At 72.2% G+C, this 22,954-nt stretch carries 20 protein-coding genes; 9 read left to right on the top strand and 11 right to left on the bottom strand.

What is annotated here, in order from left to right:
• Positions 1–44 precede the first annotated feature (44 nt).
• The 4 genes from K4B79_RS37870 to K4B79_RS37855 form a co-directional block, all read right to left on the bottom strand.
• A complete protein-coding gene (locus tag K4B79_RS37870) occupies positions 45–1,583 on the bottom strand; it encodes an aldehyde dehydrogenase family protein (protein WP_232031946.1) in 1,539 nt (512 codons plus the stop codon).
• Between the two features lie 194 nt (positions 1,584–1,777).
• Positions 1,778–3,121 (bottom strand): hypothetical protein, encoded by a 1,344-nt coding sequence (locus K4B79_RS37865; RefSeq protein ID WP_232031945.1) that lies wholly within the window; start codon positions 3,119–3,121, stop codon positions 1,778–1,780.
• Between the two features lie 9 nt (positions 3,122–3,130).
• Positions 3,131–3,487 (bottom strand): hypothetical protein, encoded by a 357-nt coding sequence (locus tag K4B79_RS37860; protein ID WP_232031944.1) that lies wholly within the window; start codon positions 3,485–3,487, stop codon positions 3,131–3,133.
• A gap of 14 nt (positions 3,488–3,501) precedes the next feature.
• Complete coding sequence (locus tag K4B79_RS37855) at positions 3,502–5,217, bottom strand: hypothetical protein (RefSeq protein WP_232031943.1); 1,716 nt, start codon at positions 5,215–5,217, stop codon at positions 3,502–3,504.
• A 171-nt stretch (positions 5,218–5,388) separates the two neighbouring features.
• On the opposite strand from K4B79_RS37855, the gene K4B79_RS37850 reads away from it, so the two are divergent.
• Complete coding sequence (locus K4B79_RS37850) at positions 5,389–6,276, top strand: bifunctional helix-turn-helix transcriptional regulator/GNAT family N-acetyltransferase (RefSeq protein ID WP_232031942.1); 888 nt, start codon at positions 5,389–5,391, stop codon at positions 6,274–6,276.
• 121 nt (positions 6,277–6,397) lie between these two features.
• On the opposite strand, the gene K4B79_RS37845 is transcribed toward K4B79_RS37850, so the two are convergent.
• From K4B79_RS37845 to K4B79_RS37825, 5 genes are all read right to left on the bottom strand, one after another.
• Positions 6,398–7,387 (bottom strand): malate dehydrogenase, encoded by a 990-nt coding sequence (locus K4B79_RS37845; protein WP_232031941.1) that lies wholly within the window; start codon positions 7,385–7,387, stop codon positions 6,398–6,400.
• A gap of 367 nt (positions 7,388–7,754) precedes the next feature.
• Positions 7,755–9,038: a helix-turn-helix domain-containing protein gene (locus tag K4B79_RS37840; protein WP_232031940.1), complete on the bottom strand. Its 1,284-nt coding sequence runs from the start codon at positions 9,036–9,038 to the stop codon at positions 7,755–7,757.
• 332 nt (positions 9,039–9,370) lie between these two features.
• Positions 9,371–9,865, bottom strand: coding sequence for a helix-turn-helix domain-containing protein (locus K4B79_RS37835; RefSeq protein WP_232031939.1), 495 nt, complete (start codon positions 9,863–9,865; stop codon positions 9,371–9,373).
• Positions 9,866–10,160: 295 nt separating this feature from the next.
• A complete protein-coding gene (locus K4B79_RS37830) occupies positions 10,161–10,664 on the bottom strand; it encodes a DUF3017 domain-containing protein (protein ID WP_374208565.1) in 504 nt (167 codons plus the stop codon).
• Positions 10,665–10,710: 46 nt separating this feature from the next.
• The gene (locus K4B79_RS37825) at positions 10,711–11,565 is read right to left on the bottom strand and encodes a bifunctional methylenetetrahydrofolate dehydrogenase/methenyltetrahydrofolate cyclohydrolase (RefSeq protein ID WP_232031938.1); all 855 of its coding nucleotides are present in this window, start codon (positions 11,563–11,565) and stop codon (positions 10,711–10,713) included.
• 284 nt (positions 11,566–11,849) lie between these two features.
• Between K4B79_RS37825 and K4B79_RS37820 the strand changes: the two genes are divergently transcribed.
• The 8 genes from K4B79_RS37820 to K4B79_RS37785 all read left to right on the top strand — a co-directional run bounded on the left by K4B79_RS37820 (position 11,850) and on the right by K4B79_RS37785 (position 20,393).
• Positions 11,850–12,422 (top strand): hypothetical protein, encoded by a 573-nt coding sequence (locus tag K4B79_RS37820; protein WP_232031937.1) that lies wholly within the window; start codon positions 11,850–11,852, stop codon positions 12,420–12,422.
• A 135-nt stretch (positions 12,423–12,557) separates the two neighbouring features.
• A complete protein-coding gene (locus K4B79_RS37815) occupies positions 12,558–13,307 on the top strand; it encodes an FHA domain-containing protein (protein ID WP_232031936.1) in 750 nt (249 codons plus the stop codon).
• Positions 13,304–14,884, top strand: coding sequence for a serine/threonine-protein kinase (locus K4B79_RS37810; RefSeq protein WP_232031935.1), 1,581 nt, complete (start codon positions 13,304–13,306; stop codon positions 14,882–14,884). Before K4B79_RS37815 ends, K4B79_RS37810 begins: the two co-directional genes overlap by 4 nt.
• 155 nt (positions 14,885–15,039) lie before the next feature.
• Positions 15,040–15,798: an FHA domain-containing protein gene (locus K4B79_RS37805; protein ID WP_232031934.1), complete on the top strand. Its 759-nt coding sequence runs from the start codon at positions 15,040–15,042 to the stop codon at positions 15,796–15,798.
• Positions 15,795–17,117: a protein kinase domain-containing protein gene (locus tag K4B79_RS37800; RefSeq protein ID WP_232031933.1), complete on the top strand. Its 1,323-nt coding sequence runs from the start codon at positions 15,795–15,797 to the stop codon at positions 17,115–17,117. The genes K4B79_RS37805 and K4B79_RS37800 overlap by 4 nt, the downstream gene beginning before the upstream one ends.
• 96 nt (positions 17,118–17,213) lie before the next feature.
• Entirely contained in the window at positions 17,214–17,624 is a 411-nt protein-coding gene (locus tag K4B79_RS37795) for a hypothetical protein (protein ID WP_232031932.1), read from the top strand.
• A gap of 82 nt (positions 17,625–17,706) precedes the next feature.
• Positions 17,707–18,126 (top strand): hypothetical protein, encoded by a 420-nt coding sequence (locus tag K4B79_RS37790; protein ID WP_232031931.1) that lies wholly within the window; start codon positions 17,707–17,709, stop codon positions 18,124–18,126.
• Positions 18,127–18,380: 254 nt separating this feature from the next.
• Entirely contained in the window at positions 18,381–20,393 is a 2,013-nt protein-coding gene (locus K4B79_RS37785) for a protein kinase domain-containing protein (RefSeq protein ID WP_232031930.1), read from the top strand.
• A 66-nt stretch (positions 20,394–20,459) separates the two neighbouring features.
• Here the strand turns inward: K4B79_RS37785 and purH are convergent, their stop codons facing one another.
• The gene (gene purH, locus K4B79_RS37780; protein ID WP_232031929.1) at positions 20,460–22,052 is read right to left on the bottom strand and encodes a bifunctional phosphoribosylaminoimidazolecarboxamide formyltransferase/IMP cyclohydrolase; all 1,593 of its coding nucleotides are present in this window, start codon (positions 22,050–22,052) and stop codon (positions 20,460–20,462) included.
• The gene (purN, locus tag K4B79_RS37775; protein WP_232031928.1) at positions 22,049–22,687 is read right to left on the bottom strand and encodes a phosphoribosylglycinamide formyltransferase; all 639 of its coding nucleotides are present in this window, start codon (positions 22,685–22,687) and stop codon (positions 22,049–22,051) included. Before purN ends, purH begins: the two co-directional genes overlap by 4 nt.
• Positions 22,688–22,954 lie beyond the last annotated feature (267 nt).

Genomic DNA, 22,954 nt, shown 5'->3' with positions numbered 1-22,954 from the left:
CCTGGGGGCGTGCGAGGGGAGAAGAGGTCGTGGGTCGGGCCGGGTCAGCCGGCGAACCAGCGGACGGGCTTCGGGGCGAGGTTCTGGTAGACGTGCTTGGTCTCGCGGTACTCGGCGAGTCCGGCGGGGCCGAGCTCACGGCCCACCCCGCTCTTTCCGAAGCCGCCCCACTCCGCCTGCGGGAGGTAGGGGTGGAAGTCGTTGATCCAGACGGTGCCGTGGCGCAGTCGGCCCGCGACCCTGCGGGCCCGCCCGGCGTCGGCGGTCCAGACGGCCCCGGCGAGGCCGTACTCGGTGTCGTTGGCGAGGGCGATCGCCTCGTCCTCGGTACGGAAGGTCTCGACGGTGAGGACCGGCCCGAAGACCTCCTCCCGTACGACGCGCATCTCGCGGTGGCAGTGGTCGAGGACGGTCGGCTCGTAGAAGTAGCCGTGCTCCGGCCGCTCCGGGGACGGCTCGGGCCGCTTGCCGCCGGAGCGCAGCACCGCGCCCTCCTTGAGCGCGGAGTCGACGTACGCCTCGACCTTGGAGCGCTGCTGCTCGGAGACGAGCGGGCCGCACTCCACGCCGTCGGCGGTGCCACGGCCGAGGCGGATCCGCTCGGCCCGGCGGGCGAGTTCGGCGACGAAGCGCTCCCGGATCGACTCCTCGACGATGAGCCGGGCGCCGGCCGAGCAGACCTGGCCGCTGTGGATGAAGCCGGCGTTGAGGGCCTGGTCGACGGCGGTGTCGAAGCCCTCCTCGGTGGCGCAGGAGTCGGCGAAGACGACGTTGGGGTTCTTGCCGCCGAGTTCGAGGGCGACCTTCTTCACGGTCGGGGCGGCGGCCTGCGCCACCTTCGTGCCGCTGATCAGGCCGCCGGTGAAGGAGACGAGGTCGACGTCGGGGTGCTCGGAGAGCCGGGCGCCGACCGAGTGGCCGGGACCGGTGACGATGTTCGCCACGCCGGCGGGGAGACCGGCCTCGGCGAGCAGGTCGATGAGCGCGACGGTCGTCAGCGGGGTGATCTCGCTCGGCTTGACCACGAAGGTGTTGCCGGCCGCGAGCGCGGGCGCGATCTTCCAACTCGCCTGGAGGAGGGGGTAGTTCCAGGGCGTGATCAGCGCGCAGACGCCGAGCGGCTCGTGGACCACGACGCTGTGGATGTCGGGTGAGCCGGCGTCGACGACCCGGCCCGGCGCCTCGCCCGCCACGAGGTCGGCGAAGTAGCGGAAGGCGTCGGCGACGCAGTCGATGTCGACGCGGCCCTCCTCGACGGTCTTGCCCGCGTCCCGGCTCTCCAGGAGCCCGAGTTCTTCGCGGTCGCGTACGAGGAGATCGGCGACGCGGCGCAGCAGCGCGGCGCGCTCGGCGACCGGGGTGAGCGGCCAGACGCCCTGGCCGCCGTCGAAGGCCCGCCGGGCCGCCGCGACCGCCAGGTCGGTGTCCTTCTCGTCACCCTCCGCGACCAGGGCGAACGGCAGGGCGTCCGCGGGGTCGAGGATCTCGCGCGTGGCTCCGGAGGTGGCCGCGCGCCACTCCCCGTCCACGTGGATGGTCTTCCGCGCCGGGAGTTCTGCCGGGAGTCCTGGTGTGTCCGCCATGATCGGTATTGCCTTCCGTTCCTGTTCAGTACCCCTGTGTCACACGCGTGTGACTCAGCGGGACCGTGAGCGCCTGCCCCCACCCCCCGATTGCATGCGCAATCCGGGCCGAAAGTGCGCTGAGTCACTGAACATGCGGGCAAATGGGGTGAAAAGTACGCCAGGAAGGGTGGGCGGTGCGGATCATGCCCCGGTCAGTCGATCGACGCCGGATCGCAGGCGTAGGGGGCGCAGAAGCCGTCCAGGGCGGTGGTGACGAGGTCCAGCTCGTCCTCCCCGCCGTTCGCGTCGGGACCGTACGCCGCGATCGCGTAGATGAATCCGTCCTGGGCGACGAAACGCACGTCGTAGACGTGCCAGGTGCCGACGTCGGGCTCGTTCCTGATGCGGTCGGCCAGGTACTCCAGGCGGGCTCCTTGGAAACCGGTCGCGGAGCCGTCACCCGTCGCGGAGCCGTCACCGGTCGCGGAGCCGTCGAGAGTGTCCAGGGACAGTTGCTCGAAGCCGTCCGGCTTGGCGGTCTCGTCGGACAGATACAGGTCGAACGAGGCCTCCGGGGACTCCTCCGCGACCTGGTACACCTGGAGCCGCCGGGTGCTGTCCGCGCTGCGGTAGTTGACCACGGCGATCCCGTACTGCGAATCCACCGTGCTGCGCGTCCAGCCCTGCGGCCGGACTATCCGGAAGCCCTCGGGGTCCTCGAACAGCTCGTATCCCGTGGGGACGTCCGGGCTGGTGGGGCTGGGCGAGGGCGTCTCCTCGGTGGGCGTCGGCGACCCGTCCGGCTCGCCCTGCCGCGAGACGTCCACCGGCGGCGACGAACTCGCCGTGACCGCGGCGTCGTCCTTCTTGTCGTCCCCGGACCCGACCACCAGCGTCAGCACCAGACTCACGGCGACCCCGACAGCGGCGGCCCCGATCAGCACGGACCACACGGTCCTACGGCTCATCCCCCGCGCGGGGGCGGGCGCGGCCCCCGGGTCGGTGGCCGGCCAGGCCGACCCGGGCCAGGGCGCGGCGGGCCAGGCGGCACCCCCGCCGCCCTCGGGGCCCGGCACACCGCCGGGGGCGGGACCGTGGGACGCCAGGAGCTCCGGGGACGCCGGAGATGCCAGGGACGCCGGAGGCCACACCCCGCCACCGGCCGCCGCCCCGCCGCCCTTGCCATCCCCGCCGTCCTCGCCGGTCGGCGCATCCGGATCCCGGACCGTCGCCCCTCCGGCCGACACCTCCGTCGCGGGCCAGGCCCCACTGCCGCTGCCGCCGGCCGCGGGACCGTGCCACCCGCCCGCTCCGGGTACCGGCCCGGCGCCCTGCTCAGCGCCTTGCCCGGAGGACGAGACCTCGGAGGACGGGGCACCGGAGGACGAGCCGCCGGAGACCGCCGCCCCCTCACCCGGCGCGCCCCCGTCCACCGGCGCGAACTCCGGCCGGGCGGGCGGTGGTGGTGTGGTGGGCGGAGCCGACAGGGCACGCGTGCCGTCGTCGTCCTCCCAGCGCTGGGTCTCCTCGTTCCAGTACCGCGCTCCCCCGCTCATCGCGTCCCCCTACATGCCCAGCAGGCCGGTCAGGGCGCCGGCCGAGGCGACCAGGGTCACCAGGGCCTGGGAGTCCCCGAGGATCTGCCGCAGCCGATCGAGGCGGGTGGGCGTGGCCCGGCCGGTGCGGGTGAGGTCGTCCTCCGTCTCGGCGAGCGCCTCGTCCAGCGCGGTGGTCTCGTCGCTGGCCCGCATCCGGGTCAGGTCGGCGCGCAGCTCCCGTACGGCGGCGAGCAGTTCCTCGGCCGCGGCGTCGCGCTGGACGCCCGTACCGTGGTGGCTCTCGACGCGGTTGTGATCGCCGATGGCGAAGGTGCCGCCATGGATGCCGCCGCTGATGTTGATGCCGGGCTCGTTCGTCGTCATCGCTGCTGCGTCCCTTACGAGTTCGTGGTGGAGGTGGTGGAGGAGGACACGGTGTTCTGGTCGCCGAAGGCGAAGGTGCCGCCGTGGATACCGCCGCTGATGTTCACGATCTTCTGGACGAACTCACCGGTCTGGTAGCCGGATTCGGCCAGCGCGGTCGTGACGCCGTGCGTGACCCGGTCCTGCACGCTCTTGAGGTAGCGGGAGACGTCCATCTCCTGGAAGGTGGACCCGACGCGCCGGGAACCCAGCTCCCGCACCGACAGGGCCGGCCCGTCGGGCAGCGCGCCCGCGTACCCGCCGGTCAGCACCCGCCACGCGTACGCCGCGCCCTTGCCCAGCGTGACCAGCGACCGCACCGCGGACCCGGGCACCCGGGCGACGGCCCAGGCGGCCTTGCCGACCACGCTGTTGTGGCGGAAGGTGTGCGCCGTACGGTCGGCGTTCTTGAAGTCCTCGCGCACCGGCAGCAGCACGTGCGGGGCGATCTCCAACATCAGCATGCGGCCCTGGGTGTGGATGCGCACGAAGACCGTGACGACCAGCTCCTCCTCCCAGCCGCCGACGCGGATGCGCAGGAAGTGCCGCCGCTTCTCGGCACCCTCCTCGACCGCGCGCGCCCGGTGCTCCTCGAAGGCCTGCTGGTTGTACGGCGCCTCCTCGCGCCGCCGCAGGCCCTCGGCGGGCAGGAACACGCACTCGTCGATCTCCAGCCAGCGCAGCCGGTCGCGCACGGTGTGACCGGCGAACTCGGCGGGCAGGCGGAGCCGTTCGAGCAGCGGCCGGATCTGCTCCAGGACCGTGCGGTTGCTGAGCGGCTGCTGCTTCTTCATCGGGTCGGGGCGCAGTTCGACGGCGAGCACCCAGGTCTCGTAGGCCTCGCCGGCCCCGCAGAACGGCCGCGCCTCGTGGTACATGACCAGCGGCGCGTGCTGCTCGACGCGGATCCGGTCCTTCAGCCGCTGGAACCGCGGCGCCTCGGCCCGCTCCGCCGGGTCGGCGGCCGCGTCCGGGAAGCGCGCCGGGGACAGTTCGGCGTCCATGGCCTTGGCGAACTGTCCGCGCTGCGCGGCGATACAGGCGGCGATGACCGCGAAGAGGCCGATGGCGAGCCAGGCCCGCCAGGGCTCGAACAGGCCGCCCGCCCCGTCGAAGTCCGGGAACATCAGGTCGGTCCAGCTGGAGCTGTCGTCGTAGTACGAGGAGTCGTAGGAGCTGGAGCCGTACGGGTCGTCGTCACCCGCGCCGAAGGCGACGAACCCGGCGATGATCAGGAACATCGCGAAGGTGATACGGCCGTACCAGCGGACCAGGAAGGCGGGCAGGCGGCGGTACACCGGCGGGTCGGGCGCACCGCCTCGGATCCAGCCGGCGATCGCGAGCAGCAGGCTGGGGATGAGGAACCCGGCGAGCAGACCGCCGGTCAGCGGCAGCCCGATCAGCCACAGGAACAGGATCAGCCCGGCCCACAGCAGTTCCTGGCGGCGGGCCCGCAGGGCGTGCGCGAGGACGCGGGCCGCGTCGAGGCCGAGCGAGGGCGCGACGATCCGCTGTTCGTTGAGATGCAGCTCCTCGATGACCCTGTCGCGGTAACCGGAATCCAGATAGGTGCCCGCGCAGAGCAGCCGGGTCGCCTCGCTGGCGTGCGGTGGCGCGGCCGGATGCGGTGGTGACGGCGGCGCTCCGGCGTCCGCCGACGGTGCTTGCTGCGGCACGTGTGCAGTGCTCACGCGTCTCCCCCGATGCGTGCAGAAGCCCTTGTTCAAGGCACTGTTGACAAACAATCAGCATAGAGGGGCGGGTGGGACCAGGGAACCGGAATGCCGAGGCTGCTCACTCGCCGTGCACATCCGCGCACACCCGTGGACTCCCCGGCATCCTTTGACTAAGGTCAAAGAAATATGGAGCCAGTGTCGACGGACCACGTGACGGCCTTGCGCCGCTTCAACCGTTACTTCACCCGGCGTATCGGGGCGCTCGACGACCACTACCTCGGCCAGGACCGTCCGCTCGGCGAGGCCCGGCTGCTGTTCGAGATCGGCGACGGCGCGTCCCTGCGGGAACTGCGGGGCAGGCTGGGCCTGGACGCCGGATACCTGAGCCGGATGGCGAAGACGCTCCAGGCGCAGGGCATGGTCCGGATGAGCGTGCACCCCGACGACAACCGGCTGCGCCGCGTGGAGCTGACCCCGGACGGCCGCACCGAGGTCACGGAGCAGAACCGCCGGGCGGGTGCCCTCGCCGCCGGACTGCTCGAAAGCCTCGCCCCGGCCCAGCGCACCGAGCTGACCGCCGCCCTGGCCACCGTCCAGCGCCTGCTGCGCCTGGCCGCCATCTCCGTCGACCTCGTCGACGGCGCCGCCCCGGACGCCCGCGCCTGCCTGGACGCCTACGCCGCCGACATCGACGCCCGCTTCCCCGAGGGCTTCGACACGTCCGACCTGGTACGGCCCGAGGAGGTCTCCGGGGCCAGGGGCGCCTTCTTCGTCGCGTACGAGGAGGGCCGCCCCGTCGGCTGCGGGGCGCTACGGCGCCTGCGGCCCGGCATCGGCGAGATCCGCCATGTCTGGGTCCACCCGGACGCCCGCCGCCTGGGCCTGGCCCGCCGGATCCTGACGGCCCTGGAGACGGAGGCCGCCGCCCGCGGCTTCGTCGCCCTGCGCCTGGACACCCACGCGACCCTCACCGAGGCCCAGGCCATGTACCGGGCGTGCGGCTACCGGGAGATCGATCCGTACGTCGACCATGTCTACGGCGACTTCTGGTTCGAGAAGCGCCTCACGCCGTGACGTCCGGGAAACGCCTCGGCCGGTGACAGAACACGGGCCCCGCTCCGGCCGAAACCGGAACAGGGCCCGTGCGGTGTCCTGACGGAACCTCAGGAGTTCTGGATCACTCAGGAGTTCCGGATCAGAGGAGGCCGAGACCGCGGACCGCCTCGCGCTCCTCCGCCAGCTCCTGCACCGAGGCGTCGATGCGGGCGCGGGAGAACTCGTTGATGTCCAGGCCCTGGACGATCTCGTAGGAGCCGTCCTTGGTGGTGACCGGGAAGGAGGAGATCAGGCCCTCCGGGACGCCGTAGGAGCCGTCGGACGGGATGCCCATGGAGGTCCAGTCGCCCTCGGCGGTGCCGTTGACCCAGGTGTACACGTGATCGATGGCGGCGTTGGCGGCCGACGCGGCGGAGGACGCGCCACGCGCCTCGATGATCGCGGCGCCGCGCTTGGCGACGGTCGGGATGAAGTCCTCGGCCAGCCACTTCTCGTCGTTCACGACCTCGGCGGCGTTCTTGCCGGCCACCGTGGCGTGGAAGATGTCGGGGTACTGGGTGGCGGAGTGGTTGCCCCAGATGGTCAGGCGCTTGATGTCGGCGACCGTGGTGCCCGTCTTCTTCGCGAGCTGGGTCAGCGCGCGGTTGTGGTCCAGGCGGGTCATCGCGGTGAAGCGCTCGGCCGGTACGTCCGGGGCCGCGGCCTGGGCGATCAGGGCGTTGGTGTTGGCCGGGTTGCCGACGACGAGGACCTTGATGTCGTCCGCGGCGTGGTCGTTGATGGCCTTGCCCTGCGGCTTGAAGATGCCGCCGTTGGCCTCCAGGAGGTCACCGCGCTCCATGCCCTTGGTGCGCGGGCGGGCGCCCACGAGGAGGGCGACGTTGGCGCCGTCGAAGGCGACGTTCGGGTCGTCCGTGATGTCGATGCCCTGGAGGAGCGGGAAGGCGGAGTCGTCGAGCTCCATCGCGGTGCCCTCGGCGGCCTTCAGCGCCGGGGTGATCTCCAGCAGGCGGAGCTTGACCGGCACGTCCGCGCCGAGCAGCTGGCCGGAGGCGATGCGGAAGAGCAGGGCGTAACCGATCTGGCCGGCCGCGCCGGTGACGGTGACGTTCACGGGAGTGCGGGTCATGGCGTTCTCCGTATGACAGCTGGCGTTGGGGCGTCCCGCCCCGGACGTTTGATCGATCTCTTGGTATCAAGAGATCCACCGGTCAGGCTATCGCGCATCCGGGATCCCGGACGTCCGGGTTCATGTGGCCCAGCCCACAGAGCCCGGCCTCCGCGGCGAACCCGGGAGAAACCACCGGGACGAACCCGCGAAAACCTCCGAGGGGCACCCGGACGACCGGGGAACAAGAAGAGGCGGCCGCCCGTCCGGGAGAGGGGGGACGAAGGCGGCCGCCGTTTGGGGGTACCGTTTCCGGACTCCCGTGGGGGTACGGTTCGCGTGCCCCCGATTCAGGCGGGCATGCGCGTCTCCCCAGATTCTTTTCCCGCTACTTCGTGCACCCCTTCTGCCCAGAGGCCAGCGTCGCGCAGGCCTTCGCCTCTCCCGCGTCCTTCACGGCGATCATCGGCGTGTACGCGATGGTGTCGGCGGCCGCCCCGATCTGCCCGTTCTGCTCCGCGGCGGTGCCGGCCGTCACCGTCACCGCGTCGCCCTGCGCGGCCTGCGTGATCCGGCCCCAGGCCGCGTCGCAGGTCTCGCTGTAGCGCACCTCGACGACGGTCGTGCCGACGGTCGCGGTCTTGGCGGTGGTGACGAGGTCGCCGCTGCATCCCATGCTCTCGGCGTCCTTGCCGGTGCAGGAGGCACCGCGGCACTTCACACCGTCGGGCAGGTTCTGGTCGGTGCTGACGCTCGGCGAGGGCGACGGGACGGCGGCGTCCTTCTTGTCCTTCCCGCCCAGGTCCATGAGGAAGAACGCGGCCGCGACCAGGGCGGCCACGCCGACGAGGCCCGCGAGGAACATCGTCAGCCGCCGCTTGCCCCCGGAACCGCCGGACCCGCCGGACCGGTCACCGCCGGGGCGGGGCCCCTGCGGAGGTTCGCCGTACGGAGCCGCCGTGGACGGAACCCGGCCCGCGCCCTCGGCCGAGGGCGCCGACGCGGAGGTGGACGGAAACGCGGAGGCCGAGGGCGTGGGCGAGGACGCCGGCCCTCGATAGCCCGCCATGCCCCACGAGTTGCCGCCCGAGGAACCCGCGGAACCCGGTGTGCCGGCCCCGGCCCCCCGCCCGGCCTCGCCCGCGGAACCAGCGCCGGTGCCCACCGAGCCGCCGCGACCCGCCGAACCCGCCGAGTCCCGCACGTCGGGCGCCGCCGGCTGCGGCGGCACCGTCGGAGCGACCCCGGCCGGTCCGGCGATGCCCGGCGTGGCCGTGACACTGCCGCCCTTGCGGGCCGCCCTGCTGCCCTTGGCGTTGGCGGGCGGCGGGCCGAGCTCGCCGAGCGCGGCGCGCGCCTGGGAGATCCTGATGGCCTCCATGGTCATGTCGTGGCGCATCTCCGAGCGGCTCCAGGCGCGCTCGGCGAGCTCCCACATCGTGGTCAGGTGAATCGGATTGGTGCCGGTGACCTCGGCCAGCGCCACGATCGCGCCCTTGGGCGCGAGGAGCCGGCCGTTGAGGTATCTCTCCCAGGACGTCTTGCTGTAGCCGGTACGGTCCGCCACCGCCGCGATACTGAGGCCGCTGCGGTCCACGAGCCGGCGCAGCTGGCTCGCGAACTCCCTGACCTGCGGATCGAGCTCGTCCGGCAAGGCCCTCCAACGAGGCATTGCTTCCCCCCTCTTCCCCCCGGTAGTGCTGGTATTTCGCGCGTGTCCCCGATGCTCCAGCCGTGCGTGGTGCCTCTGCCGAGTCCCGTTGTGGCTACCCACAGGGATGCGCTCATTCAGGATCTCAGTTCCCGGGGTGGGGGCGCACGGGAGCAACGTGGCCACGGGGATGCACCGTTGCACGCCCGCCCGGTCGAGGTCCAGTGGTCCGCCGGCAGAGAGCCCACGCTAGTGGCGATATCGAACGGCTTCGTATCAAATCCGCGAACTTGTCAATACATCGTCACAGGTACCACACACCGGAAATAACGCCCGTCACGGCAGTGTCAGGCTCACCCAAAGGCAACGGTTCCGACGACCCCGACCAGGACGGTGAGCAGGAGCAGCAGCACGGCGGTCCACAGCAGCCACCCGCCCCTGCCGCGCGCGCTCTCCTCGGGCGGGGTGTCCCACCACGGCAGGGTGGGGTCGTCCTCGTACTCCTCACCGGCCGGGCCGCCGTCGCCCCTCTCCTCCGCAGCGCCGCCCGGGGTCGCGGGGACCGTCGCCGGGCGGGGCCAGGCCTGGACGGCCATCTCCCAGCGGACGGTGAAGCGTTCGGCCTCGGTGTCGGCGAGCCCGGCGATCCGGCACAGCGCGGCGACCGCCTGCCGGGGCGGCGGCTGGCCGGCGTTGAGATAGCGGTGCCAGGAGGACTTGCTGTAGGCGGTGCGGGCGCCGAGCGCGACCAGGCTGAGCCCCGTGCGGTCCTTCAGGAGCCGCAGCTGTTCCACGAAGTGCCGCACCTCCGGCGGCAGATCGTCCGGCAACGGCTGCCAGCCGCCCATCGCCCACCTCCACGGCGTCCCTCATGTCCGGGTTCATGTCCGGGTTCATGTCCGGGTTCATGTCCTGGTTCCACCGGTCCGAACGAGGGACGACACGAGAGCGGCGATCGGTTCCCTTCCTGATCACGCCTGTCGCGGAGCGCGGACACCGTGGCGGAACGGTCACCTCCGTGCCACAGCGGACTGACAGCGGTTGAACAGCCGCTTCACCGTGCAGGAAGGTGGACGCACGGCGGCGGCCCGTCCTTGCTCGGGGGAGAGGACGGGCCGCCGTCCGCACGACCGCGGTGCGGGCTCAGGTGCTGACCGTGAAGTGCAGGGTGTCCTTGAGGAACGGGATGACCAGCCAGGGGTTCGGCTGCACCATCATCGCCAGCAGGGCGATCGCGAGGCCGAGCACCCCGTACGTGACGATGTCGGTGAAGCGGGAGCGGACGGCGAGCATGCCGACGTCCGGCAGGATCCAGCGCAGCACACCGCCGACCAGCAGGGCGACGCCGATCAGCAGGGTGCCGATGCGGAACAGGTCCAGGGCGCTCAGCAGCAGTCCGACGGCGACCATGCCCAGGACGGCGAGAACCGGCCACTGCCGCGCGGGCGCCGGGGCGTCTCTCGGCGCGGCCCGGCCGCCGCCCTCGGGGCGCGCGGTGTCCCGGGTGAACAGCGGGAAGCGGCGCGTCGTCCGGCGCGGCCTGCCCTCGGCGTCGGGAGCGCTGACGGGGTCACGGACCTCGATGTCCTCGACGGACCCGGTGCGCCCGGCGGAGGCACCGGATCCCGCGGACTCGGCGCTCTCCACCGGCTCCACCGGCTCCACCGCCCGCTCGCCCTTCTCGGGCCTCGTCTCAGCCGACACTGCGCTCCGCCGCCTCGACCACGTTGACGAGCAGCTGGGCCCGGGTCATCGGTCCGACGCCGCCCGGGTTCGGGGAGATCCAGGCGGCCACCTCGGCGACGTCCGGGTGGACATCGCCGACGATCTTCCCCTCGGCGTTGCGCGAGACGCCGACGTCGAGGACGGCCGCGCCCGGCTTGACGTCCTCGGCGCGGATCAGATGGGCCGAACCCGCGGCGGCGACGATGATGTCGGCGCGCTTGAGGTGCGCGGACAGGTCACGGGTGCCGGTGTGGCACTGGGTCACCGTGGCGTTCTCGCTGCGCCGGGTCAGCAGCAGCGGCATCGGCCGGCCGATGGTCACGCCACGGCCGACGACGACGACCTCGGCGCCCTTGATCTCCACGCCGTAGCGACGCAGCAGGGTGAGGACGCCGTTCGGGGTGCAGGGCAGCGGGGCCGGCTCGTTCAGGACGAGACGGCCGAGGTTCATCGGGTGCAGGCCGTCGGCGTCCTTGTCCGGGTCCATCAGCTCCAGGATGCGGTTCTCGTCGATGCCCTTGGGCAGCGGCAGCTGGACGATGTAACCGGTGCAGGCGGGGTCCTCGTTCAGTTCGCGGACGGCCGCCTCGATCTCCTCCTGCGTCGCCGTGGCCGGCAGCTCGCGCTGGATGGAGGCGATGCCCACCTCGGCGCAGTCGCGGTGCTTGCCCGCGACGTACTTCTGGCTGCCGGGGTCGGTCCCGACGAGGATCGTGCCGAGGCCGGGCGTGACGCCCTTCTCCTTCAGCGCCGCCACGCGGGCGGTCAGATCGGACTTGATCGCGGCTGCGGTGGCCTTGCCATCGAGAATCTGGGCGGTCATGGACCCATCCTCGCGGATGACCGGGTCCCGGTTCCAATCCGGGGTGCCCCGCCCCTGCCCCCGTCCCGTCCCTCTCCGTGCCCCTCTGTCCCTCATGATCCGTGATGTTGCACTTGCACAACACATGAGGAATGCCGCTGGACAAGTAAGACGAGCGTGAAGAACGATGGCACGCACAGTGCCGCGGGCAGCTCATCGGGGGGACAACCGCATCTGAAGACTTTCCTCCGTACGGTGCCGCGCGTGACGTCCCCGCACTTGGAAACAACGGAGGAAACCCCGCCATGAGTTACGGCGACCCGAACAACCCCTACGGCAGCCCGCAGGGCCAGCCCCAGCAGCCGCCGCAGCAGCAGGGCTACGGCTACCCGCAGCAGCAGCCCCAGGCGCCCGGCTACGGCTACCCGCAGGCCCCGCCGGTCCAGCAGTCCTACGGTGGCGGCGCCCCGATGACGCAGATGCCGGGCACCGTGAACACGGCCCGCATCCTGCTGTGGGTGATCGTGGGCCTCCAGGTCATCGGCGCGCTGGTGTTCGCCTTCAGCGCCGTGGCCATCGACCAGGCCAAGGACGACGCCCAGTTCGAGGCCTTCGCCGACTACCCGACCGGCGTGCTGTGGGGCTTCGCGGTCTTCGCGCTGGCCTGGCTGGTGTGGGCGGCGATCCTCGCGACGAAGTTCAACAGCGGCACCAACGGCACCCGCGTCACCATCCTGGTCTTCGGCATCATCACCGCGGTCCTCGGCATCTACCCGTTCACCCTCGTGGGCATCGTCCACCTGGTGCTCGGCATCCTGATCGCCGTCTTCGCCGGCAACGCCAACGGCAAGGCCTGGTTCAACCGCGCCCGTTACTGAGCGCCCCCCGTCGCGACTGAACAGTTCGCGCCATTCCTGCCCAAGGGCCGTGTCTCACCCGCACGAGGGGGACACGGCCCTGGTGCGTCGGCCCTACTCTGACCCCTGTAGCCGCCAGGCACGGGGAGAAGCACCTTGTACAGCATCATCGTGGTACCTCCGCCGACCACGGAGGACGACCCGAACCGGACCCAACGACGACTGGCGCCCGGCGAGCGGCTGGTCTTCGGCCGCTCCACCCGCCATGCCAACGACCTGATCGTCCCGCACGACGGGGTGTCCCGCAGAGCCGGCGTGATCAGCGCGCAGGGCGCCTTCTGGACCCTCAGCAACCTCTCCGGCGGACAGACGTACGTCGTGGAGAACCCGGAGGGCGCGGGCGAGCACATCAAGGTGGGACCGGGGCGGCTGGACGCGCCGGTGCCCTTCGAGTTCTCGCGGATCGTGCTGCCCGCCGCGGGCGATCTGCTGCCGATCGAGGTGTGGGCGCCACGCCACGACTATCTGCGCGGCGAGGAGTACGGGGACGGGGACACCACCACACCGGCCTTCTCGGTGGACCGTACGAAACGCTACTTCGCGGTCCTCGCCGCGCTCTGCGAACCGCGGCTGCGCGGGGAGCCGCACGCGCCCCTGCCCACCGTCGAGCAGGTCGTCGAGCGGCTGCGCCCGAACTGGCCGGCCGCGTCCCGCACGTCCGTGCAGTGGAACATCGACTACCTGGCCGTGAAGCTGCGCCTCAAGCCCGGCCCGGAGACCGCGGACACCGGCCCGCGGCTCAACGGCAAGAAGGAGTCGCTGGTGTCTCTGGCGCTCCGCTTCGACCTGGTCCGCGAGGACGACCTCGTCGTCCTCACCGCCCCGGCCCCCCGGGGGACACGATGACCGAGCCGTACGCCGTACCGGTGCCGCGCGGCTACCGGGTCGGCGTCTGGGAGGTCCGCGAGCCGCTCGCGACGGGCGCGTTCGGCAGCGTCTACGAGGCCGGACGCACCGCGGACGCCGTCGCCGCCGACGGCGTGGAGCTGCCGCGCACCGCGGCCCTGAAGTTCCTGCCGACCGGCACCGGCACCCCCCGGCAACTGGCCCACCTGCGCGAGCTGATCGACCGGGAGGTGGAGCTGTACCGCCGGCTCAAGCGGCCCCGCCTGATCCGGATGTACGACAGCATCACCGTCGACGATCCCGGGCGCCCGGAGCTGGACGGCGCCACGGTCCTCGTCCTGGAGAAGGCGGAGCGGTCGCTGTCCGCGCTGCTCGCCGACGCGCCCCGCCCCGCCGGCGGCGCCGCGCTGCTCGCGCAGATCTGCGAGGGGCTGGCCCAGCTGCACCGGGCGGGCTGGGTGCACGGGGATCTGAAACCGGCCAACGTGCTGCTGATGAAGGACGGTTCGGCCCGGCTCGCCGACTTCAACATGGCCGCCGAGATGGAGGGCACCCACGCCTACACGCCGGCGTTCTCCACCCCGGACTACACCCCGCCGGAACTGCTGTGGTCGGAGATCGGCGAACGCGGCCGCCGGATCCGCCCCTCCGCCGACGTCTGGGCCTTCGGCGTCCTCGCCCACCTCGTCCTCACCGACTCCTTCCCGCTGCCCGGCGGCACGCCGACCGCCCGCCGGGACGCGGCCGCCGCGTACGCCCGCGGCACCGACGAGCTGCGGCTCTCCCCCGAACTGCCCGCCGCCTGGCGGGAGATCGTGCGCCGCTGTCTGGCCCGTACGCACGCCGACCGCGTCACCACCGACGACCTGCTGAGACAGGTGGAGGCCGCCGCCGGCAGCGGCCGCTCCCCCCGGCTGCCCCGCACCCTGCTCCCGCACCGCCGCTCCCGCCGTACGACGGTGGGGGCCGCGGTGGCCGCGACGGTCGCCGTGGCGGTCCTCGGTTACGGCATCAGCGCCTGGACCGGCTCCGGCGCGGACGGCGAGGAGCCGGGCGGGTCCGGAAGCCAGAAGGTCACCGCGGCCACCTACGGCGCCGCCGAACTCCGTACGGACAAGGGCGTCCCGGCGGCCTACCGGCGGCTGATCGTCGACTCCGCCCACGACTGCGTCCAGCCGGAGGTCACCCCCGCGCTGATCGCCGCGATCCTGAAGGCGGAGAGCAACTTCGACCCCGACCTGTCCGACCCCGGCACGGGCGAGTACGGCATCGCCCGCTGGACGCCCGGCATCCTGCGCTGGTACATCCGCGGGGACGGTCTCCCGGCCGAGGAGACACCGAGGCCCCCGATCACCCCCGCCGAGTCCATCCCCGCCGTCGGCCGCTATCTCTGCTTCATGGAACCGCGCCTGGACGCCACCGGCCTGTCCGGCGACCGGCGGGTGCTGCTGGCCGCCGCCTACCGCACCTCGACCAAGAAGGTGAACGCCGCGGGTGGCGTTCCCCCGAACGTCCACGACTACGCCACCCGCGTCGCCCACTACCTCAAGGAGTACACGCCACCCGACAGGAAGTGACCCTCACAGGTCTGAGGTTCCGCTCCGGGGACCGAGGTCCCTCGGCGCCCCGCCGACACATCGGAAAGATTCGCCATTGCAATAAGGCTCCCCTTACTCTGCCGTTGGGTCGACCGGGGGAGCTCCCCCATGGCGTGCGAGGAGGGGGAAACTCCATGTACAGCGTCATCGTCGTGCCACCGTCGTGCGAGGGTCCTGAGGACCAGATCAGGATCGCTTCCGGAGAGCGGCTCGTCTTCGGCCGGGCGGCGCGGGACAACGGCCTCACCATCGCGCACGCCGGGGTGGCCCGCGTCGCCGGGGAGATCACGGCACACCGGAGCTTCTGGCTGCTGAGCAACCTCAGCGCGGACCAGACCTACGTGGTGGAGAACCCGGAGGGCGCGGGCGAGCTCATCAAGGTCGCGCCGGGCCGGGTGGAGGCGCCGGTGCCGTTCGAGTTCTCGCGGGTGGTGCTGCCCGCGGCGGGAGACCTGCTCACCTTCGACGTCTGGGCCCCGCGGCACGCCTTCCGCAGCGCCGACCGCCAGGTCCTGTCCGGGACCATGACGACGCCGGCGTTCGTGCTGGACCGCACCACCCGGTACTTCGCGGTCCTGGCCGCTCTGTGCGAGCCCCGACTGCGCGGTGAGCCGCACGCCCCGCTGCCCACCACCGAACAGCTGGTGGACCGGCTCCGGTCCGGCTGGCCCGAGGTGAGCAGCTCCGCCGTCAACTGGAACATCGACTACCTGACCGTGAAACTGCGCCTGCGGCCGGGCCCGGAGACGGCCGAGCCCGGCCGGCGGGTCAACGGCAAGAAGGAGTCCCTGGTGTCCCTGGCGCTCCGCTTCGACCTCGTCCGCGAGGACGACCTCGTCATGCTCGCGCCCGTCCCCGCGGACTCGCCCTCGCCCAGCGGGGTGTCCCGATGACCGAGCGGCAGTCGTACGCCGTCCCCGTCCCGAAGGGCTACCGGGTCGGCGCATGGGAGGTGCGCGAGCCGATCGCCGCGGGGGCGTTCGGCAGCGTGTACGGGGGACGGCAGCGGGACGGGCAGCCCTCGGTGGCCGCCCTCAAGTTCCTGCCCACCGGCACCCGCACCCCGCGTCAGCTGAGTCATCTGCGTGATCTGGCCGAGCGGGAGGTGGAGTTGCTGGCCCGACTCCGCGCGCCCCGCCTGATCCGCATGTACGACACCCTCACCGTCGACGACCCGGACCACCCGGAGCTGGACGGCGCCACCGTCCTCGTCCTGGAGAAGGCGGAAGCCTCCCTGGACCGGCTGCTGGCCGCCGAGCCCCGCCCGGAGTCCGGCCCGGCCCTGCTGGCGCAGATCTGCGAGGGACTGCACCAGCTGCACCACGCGGGCTGGGTGCACGGCGACCTCAAACCGGCCAACGTCCTGCTGATGAAGGACGGTTCGGTACGGCTGGCCGACTTCAACATGGCCGCGGAGCTGGAGGGCACCCACGCCTACGCCCCCGCCTTCTCCACCCCCGACTACACGGCCCCCGAGCTGCTCTGGCCCGAGATCGACGAGCGGGGCACCCGTATCCGTCCCTCGGCCGACATCTGGGCGTTCGGCGTCCTCGCCCACACCGTGCTGACCGGGACCTTCCCGATGCCCGGCGGCACGACGGAGGCCCGCACCGACGCGACGGCCCGTTACGCGCGCGGCACCGAGGAGCTGCGCCTGTCCGCCGAACTCCCGGACACCTGGCGGGATATCATCCGGGACTGTCTGGCCCCCACCCACGCCGAGCGGGTCACCACGCAGGCGCTGCTCCGCCGGGTGGAGGAGACCGCGGGCACCTCCCCCTCCCCCCGGCTGCCCCGCCTGCGCCCCCGGCGGTGGCGCCGCCCGGTCCTCGCGGCCGCGCTGGCAGCCGTACTCCTGGGGACGGCGACGGCCGCGTACACCCTGCGCGACCAGGAGGCGACGGCCGCCTCGGCCCCGCCGACCTGCGAGCGTCCGATGCCCTACGAGGACGCGCGGTACGGCCGCGGATACACGGCGGGCTGGAGCGGCACCTGGGACTTCACGGTCAAGCAGGGCGAGGGCGGCAGCCAGGTCCGGGAACTCCAGTGCCTGCTCCGCCATCTGCACGGCATCACAGGGGTCGGCGAGGCGGACGGCATCTTCGGTCCCAAGACCCACGAGGCGGTCGTCACCCTGCAGAAGCGCACAGGCCTGACCGCTGACGGGGTCGTCGACACCCCGACGTGGAGGGCGTTGCGCAGCGCACCCTGAAAAGTTACAGGGACCCCTTCGGCACCGAGTTGCCTAGTCTGAGCACGGTCAACGGCACAGACCGGAACAACTCCGTCGAAAACAGGGGAAAGCATCATGCCCAGACGAACGGTACGCAAGGCGGCGTCCACGCTCCTGGCGGCGGCCACACTCGCGGGCGGAGGGGTACTGGCCGGCGCTCCCACCGCGAGCGCCGCCAGTTCCGCGACCTGCTACGGCGGCGCGGTCTACTTCTCCGGCGAGAGCAACTACCACCCGAGCTCCGGCACGTTCACCACGTCCTCGCGCTGCAACGACATCAACATCAAGATCCTGAACCTCCTCATCACGCCCTCCCGCAAGGTCAAGGTGTGCTTCTACCCGAGCTCGCAGCCCGCGTACTGCCAGAGCAGCTACACGACGGCCACCAGCGACTGGAAGGTCGTCGCCTCGGACGTGCGGGACGGCACCAAGTTCCGGTTCTACTTCGAGAGCACGGCATGGGTGCAGGCCGACTACGCCGCCTGAGCAGGCCCTCCGACACCGCTCAGCCTTCCGAGACACCCTCGTTCACCGATCACCCGCGACCGACACCAGGAGAAGACAGCACATGAAGACGACGACGAAGCGGCTGGCGGCAGTCACAGGAGGGCTCGTCCTGGCGGCCGGCGCGCTCACGGTCGGCACCGCCTCGAACGCGGCGGCGGCGACCTGCAAGGGAAGCGCGACCAGCGAGACCTTCGCCATGGGATCGGACGAGGCCGAGCATCGCTTCGGTCCCTACACGACCACGTCCCGGTGCAACGACATCAACCTGCGGATCACCAGCTGGGGCAACGCCAATCCGCTGATGGTGCGGGTGTGCTTCTACCCGACCTCCGGCGGGTCGAGCTGCAACTCCTGGAAGCAGTTCACCAAGTCCGACCTGAACGACTGGCGCGTGATCGCCACCGACGTCAAGGACGGCACCAAGTACCGCGTCTCCATGGACTACGCCAGCAACACGTTCAAGGGTGATCTCGCCGACTGAGCACCGCGTGACCCCGGGCCGCCCCAGGGGGGAGCCGGCTCGGACGACGGAGCGGGGCCGCGTACGGGGGCGCGGCCCCGCTCCGAGGCCCACGTCTCCGTCTCCGTCACAGTCACAGTCACAGTCACAGTCACAGTCACAGTGTCCGCACGTCTCAGGAACCTCCGGGGTCTCTCCCGCCCCGACACGGTAGCCTCGCACCAACTTGCCCTGCACATCAGTACGTTGCGGAAGCACAGCACCACGGGGGACCCATGACGGACCAGTGGCGGCCCACGCCACCGGCGTACACACCGGCCGCCGGTGGCGCCGCTCTGAGGCAGACGGGCGCCACGCCCCTGCAGCCCGCCGACCCCGCCCGGATCGGGCCGTACCTCCCGCTCGGGCGGCTCGGCAGCGGCGGGATGGGGCGGGTCTTCCTCGCGCGGCCCGCCGACGACCGGCCGGGGCTCGCGGCGGTGAAGGTGATCCGGCCCGAGTACGCCGAGGACCCGCAGTTCCGGCGACGGTTCGAGCGGGAGGCGGCGGTGCACGGGCGGGTCCGCACACCGCACACGCCGGAGTTGCTCGGAAGCGGGTTCGAGGGCGAGCTGCTGTGGATGGCGACGCAGTACCTGCCGGGCCTGAACCTCGCCGACGCGGTCAAGGAGTGCGGGCCGCTGGAACCGGCGGGCGTGTGGCGGCTGGTGGGCGAGCTCGGGCAGGCACTGTCGGCGCTGGCCGCCGCCGGGGTCGTCCACCGGGACCTCAAGCCGTCGAACGTCGTCCTGTCCCGACAGGGCGCGCACGTCATCGACTTCGGGATCTCGCAGGCCGCCGACAGCAGCGCGATCACCGGCACCGGCAGCCGGGTCGGCACGCCGGCCTTCATGTCACCCGAGTATCTGCGCGAGGGCCGCTGCGACACCGCCTCCGACGTCTTCTCGCTCGCGAGCTCGATCGTCTACGCCGCCACCGGGCACGCCCCGTTCGGCGACGGCACCGGCGTCGACGTCATGCACCGGGTGGCCTTCGAGGAGCCCAGGCCGGAGGTCATGGAGGACCTCGCGGCCGTGCACCCCGCGTTGGCCGCCCTGCTTTCCGACTGCCTCGCCAAGGACCCGGCCGACCGCCCCACCCCGCGACAGCTGACCGACGCCGCCACGGCCGCCGGGCACGGCCCCGCCCCCGCCTGGCACGAGCCCCTCGCCACCCGCCTCCACGACCGGCACCAGGGCGCCGCCCTCCTGGAGAACGCCTCCGCACAGCAGACCGACCACTTCCGTGCCTCGCAGGAGCGGACGGGGGCGGGGGCGGGGACGAAAACGGGGACGGCTGCCGGGTCCGGCTCGGAGGTCGGCTCGGGATCCGGTCCGGGATCCGGCTCGGGTTTCGCCGCGGGGCCGGGCGCGGGCCCGGTGTTCGGTCCGGCGGTCCCGCCCGGCGCGTACGCGGGCGGCTCCACCCCGGCCGGTCCGTACGGCGGCGGCACGCCCACGCCTCCCGGACAGTACGGCGGCGCTCCCACCCCTCCCGGACAGTACGGCGGCATGCCCACGCCCGCCGCCCCGTACGCGCCCGTCACGCCCGTCACGCCCCTGGCGCCTCTGCCGGCCGACGAGGGCCGCCGCCGGCGTTCCCGGAGGAAGGCGTACCTGGCCGTCGCGGCGGGCATCGCCGTGATCGCCGTGATCGCGGGCGCCTTCCTGTTCACCCGCCCCTCCCCCGCCGACACGGCCTCCGGCGCCCCCACGGCCTCCGCCCACGACACGCCCGACGGCGCGGCGGCCTCGGTCCTGCCCACCGCCTCCCCGAGCAAGGTGGCGCAGAACGAGAAGGAGAAGAAGGGGACGGGAGGAAAGGAGACGGGCGAGGAGAAGGCGGGGGACGACGAGTCGCCCGGCGCGGACGGCGGCTCGTCCGGAGCGGGCGGGGAACGGGTCACCCCGGATCCCGACCCCACCGCCACGACCGGCGACGGCGGCGGCAGCGCCCCCAGTCCCACCCCCACCAGGACCGCGACCGAGCCCGCCACCCCGCCCTGGATCTCCCAGTGCACCTACTACTCCGGCACCGAACTCACCACCCGCGGCGACAAGGGCCAACGCGTCGTCCAGGTCCAGTGCATGCTCACCCAGCGCGGCTACAGCGTCGGCGGCTCGGGCGTGGACGGACAGTTCGGCGCGGACACGGTGTCCGCGGTGAAGCTGTTCCAGAGCGACAAGGGGCTGGCCGTGGACGGGGACGTGGGCGCCAAGACCTGGGCGGCGCTGCGCAGTTCGACGTAGGCCGATGAGGAGCGGGCCGGGCCCTCGGACGCGCGTCCGAGGGCCCGGCCCGCTCACTGGCACGGCTCAGTGGAAGAAGTGCCGCGTCCCCGTGAAGTACATCGTGACGCCGGCCTTCTTCGCGGCCTCGACGACGAGTTCGTCACGGACCGAACCGCCGGGCTGGACGACCGCCTTCACGCCGGCCTCGACGAGGATCTCCAGGCCGTCGGGGAAGGGGAAGAAGGCGTCGGAGGCGGCGTAGGAACCGGCGGCGCGCTCGGCGCCCGCGCGTTCCACGGCCAGCTTCGCGGAGTCCACCCGGTTGACCTGCCCCATGCCCACGCCCACCGAGGCGCCGTCCTTGGCGAGGAGGATCGCGTTGGACTTCACGGCACGGCAGGCCTTCCAGGCGAAGGACAACTCGGCCAGCTCGGCCTCGCTCAGCGCCTCACCGGTCGCCAGCGTCCAGTTCGCCGGGTCGTCGCCCTCGGCCTGGAGGCGGTCGGTGATCTGGAGGAGCGCGCCGCCGTCGATCGGCTTGACGTCGATCGGGTGGCCGAGGCCGTCCGGGACGCGCAGCACGCGGATGTTCTTCTTCCTGGCGAGGGCTTCGAGGGCGCCGTCCTCGTAGTCGGGCGCGACGATGACCTCGGTGAAGATCTCGGCGACCTGCTCGGCCATCTCCTTGCTGACCGGGCGGTTGACGGCGATCACGCCGCCGAACGCCGACAGCGGGTCACAGGCGTGCGCCTTGCGGTGCGCCTCGGCGACGTCCGCGCCGATCGCGATGCCGCACGGGTTGGCGTGCTTGATGATCGCGACACACGGCTCGGCGTGGTCGTACGCGGCACGGCGGGCGGCGTCCGTGTCCGTGAAGTTGTTGAACGACATCTCCTTGCCGTGCAGCTGCTCGGCCTCCGCCAGACCGCCCGTGCCCGCGGTGTACAGGGCGGCGGGCTGGTGCGGGTTCTCGCCGTAGCGCAGGGTGTGCGAGCGCTCCAGGCTGGTGGCGAGGAAGGAGGGGAAGGGGGAGTCGTCGGCCGGCGCGTAGGCGGAGGCGAACCAGGAGGAGACCGCGATGTCGTACTCGGCGGTGTGCCGGAAGGCCTCGGCGGCCAGCCGCTTGCGGGTCGCGAGGTCGAAACCGCCGTCCTGTACGGCGGCCAGGACGTCCGCGTACCGGGCGGGGCTGGTGACGACCGCGACCGAGGGGTGGTTCTTGGCGGCGGCGCGGACCATCGAGGGGCCGCCGATGTCGATCTGCTCGACGCACTCGTCCGGGGTGGCGCCCGAGGCGACGGTCTCGCGGAAGGGGTACAGGTTGACGACGACCAGGTCGAACGGCTCCACGCCCAGCTCGGCGAGCTGGTTGCGGTGGTCCTCCAGGCGCAGGTCCGCGAGGATGCCGGCGTGCACCTTGGGGTGCAGCGTCTTGACGCGGCCGTCCAGGCACTCGGGGAAGCCGGTGAGCTCCTCGACCTTGGTGACGGGCACGCCCGCGGCGGCGATACGGCCGGCGGTGGACCCGGTGGAGACGAGCTCCACGCCCGCCTCGTGCAGGCCGCGCGCCAGGTCTTCGAGCCCGGTCTTGTCGTAGACGCTGACGAGCGCGCGACGGATGGCCCGCTTGGTGCTCCCGTTGCCACTCTCGGCCGTGACAGTGCTGTCGGCGGTCACTGGATAACTACCTTTCGTCCCTCGATGCGATAGCCGTTGCGGGCGAGCCGCCCCACGACCTCGACGAGCAGCCTTCGCTCGACTTCCTTGATGCGCTCGTGCAGAGCGCTCTCGTCGTCCTCGTCCCGGATCTCCACCACGCCCTGGGCGATGATCGGTCCGGTGTCGACGCCGTCGTCGACGAAGTGGACGGTGCAGCCCGTGACCCTGGCTCCGTACGCGAGCGCGTCACGGACGCCGTGGGCGCCGGGAAAGCTGGGCAGGAGCGCCGGGTGGGTGTTCACGAACCGCCCGCCGAAGCGCGCGAGGAACTCCTTGCCCACGATCTTCATGAACCCGGCGGAGACGACGAGGTCCGGCTCGTGGGCGGCGGTCGCCTCGGCGAGCGCCGCGTCCCACTCCTCACGGGTCCCGTAGTCCCTGACCTTGCACACGAAGGTCGGCAGCCCGGCCCGCTCGGCCCGCGCGAGCCCCTCGATGCCCTCGCGGTCGGCTCCGACGGCCACGATCTCGGCTCCGTAGGCCTCGGATCCGACGGTCTCGATGGCGTCGAGCAGCGCCTGGAGGTTCGTACCGGATCCGGAGACCAGCACGACAAGGCGCTTGGCCGGCTTGGCCACGGGCTTGGCGGCCACGGCGGGGGCCCTTTCTCGGGGGTGCGTGTGTACGGACGGCCGCGCAGCCGTACGTCTGTGCATTCAGCACTCGTACGCCTGTGCATTCATACGAATGCTTCGCGCCCCGGGATACGGGGAAGTCTACGAAGCGGCCGACCGTCAGCAACGATACCGGCACACCGGACGGCCCCCACGGGACGGGGGCGTGGCCGGAAGGTAGCGTCTGGGACGAGCGGACTCGGGAACGCGGTCGTCGTGCGGTGCGTTTCCCGAGTGACAGCTCGC

Origin of the sequence: Streptomyces lincolnensis, from assembly GCF_021173675.1 — a bacterium.
GTDB classification, from domain to species: domain Bacteria; phylum Actinomycetota; class Actinomycetes; order Streptomycetales; family Streptomycetaceae; genus Streptomyces; species Streptomyces lincolnensis_B.
The sequence above is the reverse complement of the archived record's forward strand: the minus strand, read 5'-3'. Positions and strand labels throughout refer to the sequence as shown.

Excerpts from the sequence above, each read along its gene's own strand:
- K4B79_RS37870 (WP_232031946.1), bottom strand. The coding sequence starts at position 1,583 with ATGGCGGACACACCAGGACTCCCGGCAGAACTCCCGGCGCGGAAGACC.
- K4B79_RS37865 (WP_232031945.1), bottom strand. The coding sequence starts at position 3,121 with ATGAGCGGGGGAGCGCGGTACTGGAACGAGGAGACCCAGCGCTGGGAG.
- K4B79_RS37860 (WP_232031944.1), bottom strand. The coding sequence starts at position 3,487 with ATGACGACGAACGAGCCCGGCATCAACATCAGCGGCGGCATCCATGGC.
- K4B79_RS37850 (WP_232031942.1), top strand. The coding sequence starts at position 5,389 with ATGGAGCCAGTGTCGACGGACCACGTGACGGCCTTGCGCCGCTTCAAC.
- K4B79_RS37845 (WP_232031941.1), bottom strand. The coding sequence starts at position 7,387 with ATGACCCGCACTCCCGTGAACGTCACCGTCACCGGCGCGGCCGGCCAG.
- K4B79_RS37840 (WP_232031940.1), bottom strand. The coding sequence starts at position 9,038 with ATGCCTCGTTGGAGGGCCTTGCCGGACGAGCTCGATCCGCAGGTCAGG.
- K4B79_RS37835 (WP_232031939.1), bottom strand. The coding sequence starts at position 9,865 with ATGGGCGGCTGGCAGCCGTTGCCGGACGATCTGCCGCCGGAGGTGCGG.
- K4B79_RS37825 (WP_232031938.1), bottom strand. The coding sequence starts at position 11,565 with ATGACCGCCCAGATTCTCGATGGCAAGGCCACCGCAGCCGCGATCAAG.
- K4B79_RS37820 (WP_232031937.1), top strand. The coding sequence starts at position 11,850 with ATGAGTTACGGCGACCCGAACAACCCCTACGGCAGCCCGCAGGGCCAG.
- K4B79_RS37810 (WP_232031935.1), top strand. The coding sequence starts at position 13,304 with ATGACCGAGCCGTACGCCGTACCGGTGCCGCGCGGCTACCGGGTCGGC.
- K4B79_RS37805 (WP_232031934.1), top strand. The coding sequence starts at position 15,040 with ATGTACAGCGTCATCGTCGTGCCACCGTCGTGCGAGGGTCCTGAGGAC.
- K4B79_RS37800 (WP_232031933.1), top strand. The coding sequence starts at position 15,795 with ATGACCGAGCGGCAGTCGTACGCCGTCCCCGTCCCGAAGGGCTACCGG.
- K4B79_RS37795 (WP_232031932.1), top strand. The coding sequence starts at position 17,214 with ATGCCCAGACGAACGGTACGCAAGGCGGCGTCCACGCTCCTGGCGGCG.
- K4B79_RS37790 (WP_232031931.1), top strand. The coding sequence starts at position 17,707 with ATGAAGACGACGACGAAGCGGCTGGCGGCAGTCACAGGAGGGCTCGTC.
- K4B79_RS37785 (WP_232031930.1), top strand. The coding sequence starts at position 18,381 with ATGACGGACCAGTGGCGGCCCACGCCACCGGCGTACACACCGGCCGCC.